At 69.7% G+C, this 9,420-nt stretch carries 9 protein-coding genes and 1 pseudogene; 6 read left to right on the forward strand and 4 right to left on the reverse strand.

Features of this window, described 5'->3' with window-relative positions; all coding sequences use genetic code 11:
- Window positions 1–421 (forward strand): annotated as a pseudogene (locus EIO58_RS18695) (hypothetical protein); the annotation flags it as partial.
- A 22-nt stretch (window positions 422–443) separates the two neighbouring features.
- Here EIO58_RS18695 and EIO58_RS07440 read toward each other — a convergent pair.
- Window positions 444–1,493, reverse strand: coding sequence for a LacI family DNA-binding transcriptional regulator (locus EIO58_RS07440; RefSeq protein WP_127818995.1), 1,050 nt, complete (start codon window positions 1,491–1,493; stop codon window positions 444–446).
- A gap of 230 nt (window positions 1,494–1,723) precedes the next feature.
- Here EIO58_RS07440 and EIO58_RS07445 point away from each other — a divergent pair, with 230 nt between their 5' ends.
- The 3 genes from EIO58_RS07445 (at window position 1,724) to EIO58_RS07455 (ending at window position 5,140) form a co-directional block, all read left to right on the forward strand.
- On the forward strand, window positions 1,724–3,079 hold the full coding sequence (locus EIO58_RS07445) for an ABC transporter substrate-binding protein (protein ID WP_127818996.1): 1,356 nt from the start codon (window positions 1,724–1,726) through the stop codon (window positions 3,077–3,079).
- A 112-nt stretch (window positions 3,080–3,191) separates the two neighbouring features.
- Window positions 3,192–4,160: a carbohydrate ABC transporter permease gene (locus tag EIO58_RS07450; protein WP_127818997.1), complete on the forward strand. Its 969-nt coding sequence runs from the start codon at window positions 3,192–3,194 to the stop codon at window positions 4,158–4,160.
- On the forward strand, window positions 4,157–5,140 hold the full coding sequence (locus EIO58_RS07455; RefSeq protein ID WP_127818998.1) for a carbohydrate ABC transporter permease: 984 nt from the start codon (window positions 4,157–4,159) through the stop codon (window positions 5,138–5,140). The genes EIO58_RS07450 and EIO58_RS07455 overlap by 4 nt, the downstream gene beginning before the upstream one ends.
- Window positions 5,141–5,147: 7 nt before the next feature.
- On the opposite strand, the gene EIO58_RS07460 is transcribed toward EIO58_RS07455, so the two are convergent.
- Window positions 5,148–5,822, reverse strand: coding sequence for a DUF305 domain-containing protein (locus EIO58_RS07460; protein ID WP_127818999.1), 675 nt, complete (start codon window positions 5,820–5,822; stop codon window positions 5,148–5,150).
- A gap of 5 nt (window positions 5,823–5,827) precedes the next feature.
- Window positions 5,828–6,535: a DUF3105 domain-containing protein gene (locus EIO58_RS07465; RefSeq protein WP_127819000.1), complete on the reverse strand. Its 708-nt coding sequence runs from the start codon at window positions 6,533–6,535 to the stop codon at window positions 5,828–5,830.
- A gap of 206 nt (window positions 6,536–6,741) precedes the next feature.
- Here EIO58_RS07465 and EIO58_RS07470 point away from each other — a divergent pair, with 206 nt between their 5' ends.
- Window positions 6,742–8,112 (forward strand): multidrug effflux MFS transporter, encoded by a 1,371-nt coding sequence (locus EIO58_RS07470; protein WP_127819001.1) that lies wholly within the window; start codon window positions 6,742–6,744, stop codon window positions 8,110–8,112.
- A 1-nt stretch (window position 8,113) separates the two neighbouring features.
- On the opposite strand, the gene EIO58_RS07475 is transcribed toward EIO58_RS07470, so the two are convergent.
- Entirely contained in the window at window positions 8,114–8,611 is a 498-nt protein-coding gene (locus EIO58_RS07475; protein WP_127819002.1) for a nitroreductase family deazaflavin-dependent oxidoreductase, read from the reverse strand.
- Between the two features lie 46 nt (window positions 8,612–8,657).
- On the opposite strand from EIO58_RS07475, the gene EIO58_RS07480 reads away from it, so the two are divergent.
- Window positions 8,658–9,323, forward strand: a complete 666-nt coding sequence (locus EIO58_RS07480; RefSeq protein ID WP_127819003.1) for a phosphatase PAP2 family protein — start codon at window positions 8,658–8,660, stop codon at window positions 9,321–9,323.
- Window positions 9,324–9,420: the final 97 nt, after the last annotated feature.

Consider the following 9,420-nt stretch of genomic DNA (forward strand, 5'->3'; position numbering starts at 1 on the left):
CGGCGGCGCGCGCTTCGCGGCCGGACTCGCGGTGACCGCTCCGCGGCGGCACGAGCCGTATCTGCTGGTGCGCGGCACGCGCGGCCACCTCGTCTACCACTACACGCTCGACACGCTCCACGTCTTCCGCGACGGCCCGGCGCTGCCGCGCACGTACGCGTACGAGCGCACCGGGCTGCTCGCGAACCTCGCCGCCCATGTGCGGTCGGGCGACGAGCTCCTCGCACCGCTGCGCCGTACCGGCGCGTTCACGCGTGCTGGAGGCGGTCGTCGGCGGCCGGCGCCGGCATCCGTCGATCCGGCGCTCGGGCGCGCGGTCACCGCGGGTGGCGAGACGTTCCGGGTCGTGACGGGGGTCGAGGATGCCGTCGAACGGGTCGTCTGGGGGGCGCACACGTTCCGCGAGCTGGGCCTGCTCTGAGCGACGGCCGGAGTCGGTCCGGTCAGGAGGTGGCGGCGGGACCTGCGCGGATGATCGCCGAGGCGGCGTCGTCGACGGCGGCGGTCGAGTTGCGCACGACGAGCGGCGACGACTCGTAGACGCGGTGCGTCGTCGCTTCGGGGTCGCGCAGCTGCCACATGAGCAGCCGCACCGCTGCGCGCCCCTGCTGGTGCGGGCGCTGCTGCAACGTGGTCAGAGAGAACATCTCGGCGTACGCGTGGTCGTCGACGCCGATCACGCTCAGCCGCTCCGGCACGCGGATGCCGAGCCGGCGGGCGGCGATGATCGCGCCGACGGCGACCTCGTCGCACACGCCCACGATCCCGGTCGGACGCGTGCGCCGGTCGCCCAGCAGCTCGGCGGCCGCGCCGTAGCCGCCGGTCATCGTCACCTCTGACTGCACGTGGCGGGCGGATGCGTCGAGCCCGGCATCCCGCATCGCGGCGCGGTATCCCCCCAAGCGGCGCGCGTCGCCGAAGCTCGTCCGGCGACCGTCGGGGTCGCCGCCGAGGAACACGATGTCGCGGTGACCGAGGCCGACCAGATGCTCGGTCGCGATCCGCGCCGCCGCCTCGTCGTCGATCGACACCGCATCGGTGCCGGCGTCGTACCCGCCGACGCTCACCACCGGCTTGCCGAACGCGATGAGGCGCTCGAGCTCGCGGGCGCTGGGCTCGATTCCCACCGCGATGAGGCCGTCGAACCGCTTGCGGGCGAGGAAGTGCTCGAAGATCTCGCGTCGCGCCGCCGACTCCGGCGGGGCACCGTACAGCACGAGGTCGTAGCGGTGCTCGAGCAGCGCGTCCTGGACTCCCTCCAGCACCTGTGCGAAGAACCAGCGGTCGAGCGAGGGGATCACGACGCCGATCGTCTGGGTGCGGCCGGTCACGAGGCTCACTGCGCTCGTCGTGGGGACGTAGCCGAGGGCGGCCGCGGCATCCTTCACGCGCGACCGGGTGGCCTCTGAGACGTAGCCCGCGCCGGTCAGCGCCCGCGACGCCGTCGACTTCGAGACGCCTGCCGCGCGCGCCACGTCGGCGATACCCGCCATCGGGTCCTCCTCGCGTCCGCGGACGACGCAGTCCGCGGATTCTGGAACCGGTTCCGGCCACCATTGTGCCCCGCCGGTCGATGACGCGCCAGCAGCGCATGGCTGTTTACCGAGTTGTGACCCAGAGTGATTGTGTCGCTCCGCGGCATCCCCTAGCGTGAGCATGGAATCGGTTCCCGAAAACGGGCGGAGGCCGATCTCGGGCTCCGCGAACTCGATGAGGAGGACGAATGAGAGTGCACAGACGCGGTCGGTTGATCGCGGCGGCGGCAGGCGTGGGCGTCGCAGCCCTCGCCCTGGCCGGCTGCACCGGCGACATAGAGGGCGGCGGCGAAGACGTCGACTGCTCGGACTACGAGGATTACGGCACGTTCGAGGACGCGACCGTCACGATCGGCGGCACCATCCTCGATCTCGAGGCCGACCGTCTGGTCGACTCGTGGAGAAATTTCGCCTCGTGCACCGGCATCACCATCGACTATCAGGGCTCGAGCGAGTTCGAGGCGCAGATCGCTGTCCTCGCCGAAGGCGGCAACGCTCCCGACATCGGCATCGTGCCGCAGCCGGGCCTGCTCGCGCGTCTCGCGCAGGGCGGCTGGCTGATCCCGGCCTCCGAGGCGGTCGAGGCGAACGTCGACGAGTTCTGGTCGGAGGATTGGAAGACCTACGGCACCTACGACGGCACGTTCTACGCCGCGCCGCTCATGGCCAGCATCAAGGGCTACGTCTGGTACTCGCCGACGGAGTTCGAAGAGAACGGCTGGGAGATTCCCGCGACGCTCGACGACCTCACGGCGCTGTCGCAGGAGATCGCCGACGTCGGCGACCACAAGCCCTGGTGCGTGGGCCTGGAGTCCGGCGAGGCGACCGGCTGGCCGGGCACCGACTGGATCGAGGACTACATGCTGCGCCTGCACGGGCCGGACGTCTACGACCAGTGGGTCACCCACGGCATCCCGTTCAACGACCCGCAGGTCGTCGAGGCGTTCGACGCGGTCGGCGAGTACCTCAGGAACGAGGAGATGGTCAACGGCGGGTTCGGCGACACTTCCACGCAGATCAGCACGGCGTTCCAGGACGCCGGCCTGCCGATCCTCGACGGGGAGTGCTCGCTTCACCACCAGGCGTCGTTCTACGAGACGTTCTGGAACCCGGAGGGCGGCGACGAGGTGGAGGTCGCCTCGAACGGCGACGTCTTCGGCTTCCTGCTGCCTCCGGTCAACGCCGACGATCCGCTGTCGGTCACCGGCGGCGGCGAGTTCCCGGTGGCGTTCCGCGACGCCGAGGAGGTGGAGGCGGTGCGCGCGTACCTGTCGAGCGACACGTGGGCGAACAACCGCGTCAGCCTCGGCGGTGTGATCAGCGCCAACACGGGCGTCGACCCCGAGAACGCGTCGAGCGAGCTGCTCGTCCAGTCGATCGAGATCCTGCAGAACCCCGAGACGACGTTCCGCTTCGACGGCTCCGACTTGATGCCGGGCGCCGTAGGCGCCGCGTCGTTCTGGCAGGGCATCGTCGAGTGGGTCGGCGGCGCCGACACGCAGGCGGTGGCCGACGAGATCGAAGCCAGCTGGCCGGCGAGCTGACCCGCAGTGAGTGAGTCCGGGGCGGGCCGCACCGCCCCGGACTCCTCGGCCCCCGCCCACGGCGCCCGTCCGTGGCACGCATCCTTCGATGACGAAGCGAGAGAGGTGACCGATGACAACCGGTGATCTGATCGGAAAGATCCTCCAGGTGGTGATGGGCCTGGTGATCTTCGCGGCGATCGTGGGCCTGCTGATCTTCTTGATGGGTCGTCGCATCGGCAACAAGCGGAGTTGGTGGCAGCTCCTCTGGTTCCTGCTGCCCGCGGTGATCCTGCTGGCCGTCGGCCTGGTGTGGCCGGCGATCCGCACGACGGGCCTGGCGTTCCAAGACAACGCCGGCAACTTCAGCTGGGACAACTTCGTGTGGATGTTCACCCAGCCCTCGGCGATCCGCACGCTCATCAACACCGTCGTGTGGGTGCTGCTGGTGCCGACGTTCTCGACCGCGCTGGGCCTGGCCTATGCGGTCTGGATCGACAAGTCGCGCGGCGAGAAGTACTACAAGGCACTCGTGTTCATGCCGATGGCCATCTCGTTCGTGGGCGCCGGCATCATCTGGCGGTTCGTCTACGAATACCGCTCCGCCGGCCGGGACCAGATCGGTCTCCTCAACGCGTTCGTCGTCGCGTTCGGCGGCGAGCCGGTGCAGTGGATGCAGACCGACCCGATCAACACCGTCCTGCTCATCGTGGTGATGATCTGGATTCAGACCGGCTTCGCCATGGTCGTGCTGAGCGCCGCGATCAAGGGCATTCCGACCGAGCAGATAGAAGCGGCCATGCTCGACGGCACGAACCCGTGGCAGCGCTTCTCCAATGTCACCGTCCCGGGCATCCGCGGCGCGCTCGTGGTCGTGCTCACCACGATCTCGATCGCGACGCTGAAGGTCTTCGACATCGTCCGCACGATGACCGGCGGAAACTTCAACACATCTGTCGTGGCGAACGAGATGTACGTCCAGGCGTTCCGCGCGAGCGAGATCGGCCGCGGGTCGGCGCTCGCGGTGATCCTGTTCCTCCTGGTGATCCCGATCGTCATCTACAACGTCAATGTCCTCCGCAAGCAGAGGGAGATCCGATGAGCAGCGTCGCCCCCGTCGACCTTCCGATCGAAGGCGGTCCGGACGCCTATCGCGAGGCCGCCGAAGACACCCGGCCGGCCGCCCGCGTCAAGCGCCGTCTCACCTCTCCCGTCGCGACGATCGCGGCCCTCGTCATCGCGGTGCTCTGGACAATCCCCACTTTCGGCCTCCTGATCTCGTCATTCCGCCCGGCGGAGCTGATCCAGACGACCGGCTGGTGGACGGTGTTTCAAAACCCGGGGTTCACGCTCGACAACTACCGCGACGTCCTGCTCTCGCCGTCGCAGTCCTCGCCGCAGCTGGGCGCCTACTTCGTCAACTCGCTCGCGATCGCGATCCCGGCGACGATCTTCCCTCTCGTCTTCGCGTCGATGGCCGCATACGCGTTCGCCTGGATGAGGTTCCGGTTCTCGAACTGGTTGTTCATCTTCATCTTCGCGCTGCAGATCGTGCCCATCCAGATGGCGCTGGTGCCGCTGCTGCAGACCTTCGCGATCTGGCTGCGGCCCGGCCAGGAGTGGCTGCACGACGTCATACCGATCATCCCGGTGCAGAACTACCTGCCGCTGTGGATCGCGCACACGATCTTCGCGCTCCCGCTGACGATCTTCCTCCTCCACAACTTCATCTCAGAGATCCCGGGCGAGGTGATCGAGGCGGCGCGCGTCGACGGCGCGAGCCACAGCCAGATCTTCCTCCGAGTCATCGTGCCGCTGGCGACGCCGGCGATCGCGTCGGTGGCGATCTTCCAGTTCCTGTGGGTGTGGAACGACCTGCTCGTGGCCCTGATCTTCTCGGGCGGGACGCAGGATGTCGCTCCGCTCACCCAGCGCCTGGCCGAGATGGTCGGATCCCGAGGTCAGGACTGGCAACGACTGACGGCCGGTGCGTTCGTGTCGCTGGTCGTGCCGCTTATCGTGTTCTTCGGTCTACAGCGCTACTTCGTGCGGGGCCTGCTGGCGGGCAGCACGAAGGGGTAGGAAGGCGTCAGGGCGCGCATCCGAGGCGGTCCTGCATCGAGCGCATGGCGTCGATCTCGGCCGTCTGGCCGGCCTCGATGCTGCCGGCCACCTGGAGCGCGCGCGGGTCGGAGCCGAGTTCGACGAGCGCCTCGGCCATCGGGATCGCGCCTTCGTGGTGGCGGATCATGAGCTCGAGGAACAGGCAGTCGGCTTCCTGACCGGTGGCGTCTTCGAGCGCCTGGAGCTCGGCATCCGTCGCCATGCCCATCGCCTCGCGGGCCTGTTCGTCGGTCAGCGGCTCGCCGTCGGTCCCGCCGTGGGCGTGGCCCTCGTCGGAGGCCTGCATCCACTGCATCATGGGCCCGCCGCTCTGCGGCAGCCCCCACTGCACGAGCCAGTCGTACATCTCGCCGCGCTGGCCGGCCTGGCCGGTCGCGATGTCGTACGCGAGCACGCGCAGCTCGTCGTCCTCGGTCGTGCGGTAGATCTCCATGGCCATCTGGATCGCCTGCGCGTGGTGCACCTGCATGTCGCGCGAGAACCCGGCCTCAGGAGAGTCGGTGCCTGGCGCCCCCGGGCCCTGCGACCCGAACGTCGAGAACCGCCCCACCGCGAAGGCGAGCGCGGCGATCGCCAGCAGGACGAGCGCGACCGCCCACCAGCGCAGCGGTCGCCGCTCGGCGGTTGCTTCGTCGCCCATGCGGACTACTGCTTGCCGGGTGCGTCCAGCGCGCCGGTGCACGAGGCGCCCGGCTCGGGCACGTTCTGGCTGCGCCAGTACTCCTCGAAGAACTGGCCGATCCGCTCGTCGTCGGCCGAATCCAGCTTCAGCTGGTGGTTCCAGCTCGACAGCACGATGGGCGAGTCGAGTCCCTCGTACGGCGAGAGGACGACGTAGCTCGAGGGGAGCTGGCTCTCGAGGGTGTCGAGCTCTTCGCCGGTGACCTCGTCGGCGTCGTACGTGACCCACACGGCGCCGTGCTCGAGCGAGTGGACGGCGTTCTCGTTGGGAACGGGCTGGTCGTAGATGCCGCAGTTCAGCCACACCGCGTTGTGCGGGCCGCCCGCGGGCGGGCTCTGCTCGTAGTCGACGGTGCCGTCGACGTGCTCGGTCGGGTTCTCGAACGTCTCGACGCCCTCGATCTCGACACCGTCGCTGCCCGCCTCGTACTGCTTCGGGGGAGCGGGCGCGAACACGATCGACGCCACGATGAGGCCGACGATCACGACGACCGCCGTCGAGCCCACGATCCACCACACGAGCTTGCTGCGGCGGCGCTTGGCCAGCTGCTTCTGGTACTCGGCGAGCTTCGCCTGGCGCTTCTGCTCGCGCTGCTGCTTGACGGTGAGGTTGATCTCGGCCTGCGTGGCAGGGTTGCCGCTCTTGCGCTGGTCGGCGGGGGGCGGGGTCATGGGCGTGATCTCTACCAATCCATGAGGGAGGGGCGGGTGCGCCCGCGCGTCGCGGTGCGCGGGCAGGCCTGTGGCTGCCCTCATCCTATGCGAGCGCATGCGAGGGTCCGCTGTGAGGCCGCCGACCGTGTGCGGTATCATCGGACGTTCGAATCGATTCGACCCTCTCGTCGCCGACTCTCCGCACTCCCCGAAACCAGGAACCGTTGCTCGATACCGCATCCGTCGCCGTCCAGCGCCCCGAAGATCTCGCCTCCGACGCTCCGAAGCCGGCGCCGGAGCCGCCCCGCCCCACTTCGACCGGCGCCATCCGCACGCTCGGGAGCAATCCCGCCACCGCGCCGATCGTCCTTCACCCGGGCGACTCCATTCCGACCCGCAAGCGGGTTCTGTACATCATCCTGCTCGGCGCCCTGACGGCCCTCGGACCGTTCACGATCGACCTTTACCTGCCCGCGTTCCCGGTGCTCGAGGCCGAGTTCGACACGACGGCGGCGGCGATCCAGCTCACGCTCACGGGGACCATGGTGGGCTTCGCGCTCGGGCAGCTCGTCGTGGGTCCGCTGAGCGACAAGGTCGGCCGCCGCGTTCCATTGCTCGCCGTCACGGCGCTGCACGTCCTGGCGAGCACGGCGGCCGCGTTCGCGCCGTCGCTCGAGCTGCTGTCGGTCTCGCGCGTGCTGATGGGAGCCGGCGCCGCGGCCGGCGGCGTCGTCGCCGCCGCGATCGTGCGCGACCTGTTCGGCGGGCGGCGACTGGTGGTCATGCTGTCTCGACTCGCGCTCGTCTCGGGAGTCGCACCGGTGCTCGCGCCGCTCGTCGGCTCGGCGCTGCTGCTGGTGATGCCGTGGCGCGGAGTATTCGCCGTGCTGGCGGTGTACGGCGCGGTGATGCTCGTCTCGGCGCTGGTGTTCATCCCCGAGACCCTTCCGCCGGCGCGCCGCCACGAGCGCGGCGCGACCACGGTCTGGCAGCGCTACCGCAGCGTGCTGAGCGATCGCGTCTTCCTCGGCGTGCTGATCATCGGCGGCATGACCTTCAGCGGCCTGTTCTCGTACCTCTCGAGCTCGTCGTTCCTGTTCCAGCTCGACTACGCGCTGAGCCCGCAGGAGTACGGGCTGATGTTCGCCGTGAACTCCTTCGGCGTCGTGCTCGGCGTCCAGACGGCGTCGCGGCTCGCGGCCCGCTTCGGCCCGCAGTGGGTGCTGGCCTGGTCGACGGCCGTTCTGGTGATCGCGGCATCCGCCATCATCGTCACCGACCAGCTGGGCCTCGGACTGTGGGGCACCGTCGTGCCGCTGTTCGTGTTCATGACCGCGTGCGGGTTCACGTTCCCGTGCGTACAGGTGCTCGCTCTCGATCGCCACGGGAAGGCAGCCGGCACCGCGCAGTCGATCATCGGCGCATCGAACTTCGGCGTCGCGGGCCTCATCTCGCCCCTCGTCGGGTGGATCGCGCGGGATGCCGGCATCACGGCGACGACGATGGCCTCGGTCATGGTGGGGTGCGCGGTGATCGGCGTGCTGGCGCTGTGGCTCATCGTGCGCCCGCGCACGGTGGAGCGGCTGACCCCCTGAGTCAGTCCGGCGGGCGCACCGGCTGCAGGCGGAAGAGGCGCACCGTGCGCCCGGGTTCCCGCTCGTAGTTGCGGTAGCCGGGCCACTGGCGCTCGATCGTCGCCCACGTGGCGTCGCGCTCGGCCCCGGGGATGAGGGTGGCGCGCACGCGCATGCGCCGGCCCCGCACGGTGATGTCGGCATCCGGGTTCGCCAGCAGGTTGGTCGTCCACGCGGGGTGCCGCTCGCCGGCGAAATTCGTGCCGGCGACGATCGCGCGGCCCTGCCCGTCAGGCGTGTACATCAGGGGCACGTCGCGCGCGACGCCCGACTTGGCGCCGACTGTGTGCAGCACGAGCGACGGCACCAGGAGCGCGCTCAGCTGCACCCGCCCGTGGGTGATCCGCGCCAGGAGATGCTCGAGCGGCGGCAGCAGAGTCGGGCCGATCACGCGCCGGAACACCCGCGTGCGGGTGAGTGGTGCGATCACCGCGCGGACGACGTCGACGACTCGGGTCACGGCCCCATCTTCACAGATGGGAGGTTCAGCCCGGCAGAATGGGGCGATGATCGACCGGCAGCGGCCGACGAGGGGCACCGTCATCGGGTTCCTCGTCGCGGGGAGCGTGCTCGTGGCGCTCGCATGTCTGCTCGGCTGGTGGGTCTTCGCGCGCGGCGACCAGCCGTTCGCCGTCGACGCGTGGTGGAACGCCCTGGTCACGACGTGGTGGAACCCGGTGATGCTGGGGTTCGCGCGCGTCATGAACTGGGTCGGGGCCGGGTGGTTCGGCGTGCTCGCGGTGCCGATCGGCGGCGCGATCGGGCTCATCGTGCTGAGGCGGCCGTGGGCTGCCGCGTACTTCCTGGCCGCCGAAGCCGTGTCGGCGACCGGTGTGCAGGTGCTCAAGCACCTGTTCGGGCGTGTGAGACCCGAAGGCATCCTCGTCGTCTCGGACTATGGCTCGTACCCGTCGGGACACGTCGCGAACGCGGCGACGATCGCGGCGGCGGCGGTCGTGATCTTCCCGCACGTGTGGGTGGGGGTCGCGGGTGCGGTGTGGGTGCTGCTGATGGCGTTCAGCCGCACGTATCTGCACGCGCATTGGCTGAGCGACACGCTCGGCGGCGCGCTGATCGGAGCCGGGGCGGCGCTGCTGGTCGCGGCGGTCTTCGTCGTGCTCATGACCCGGGAGAGAACGGATGCCGCGGCCGGAGGCGCGTGGTTAGGCTGAGCGCATGATCCCCACGCCCCCTCCAGCCGCCGCTGGCGCGTCGCCCGTGGCCTCCGGGCGCGTGGGCCCAGCGCCTGCCACGCCCGACCCCGCTGTC

The organism is Microbacterium sp. CPCC 204701, from assembly GCF_004010105.1.
Classification (GTDB): Bacteria; Actinomycetota; Actinomycetes; order Actinomycetales; family Microbacteriaceae; genus Microbacterium.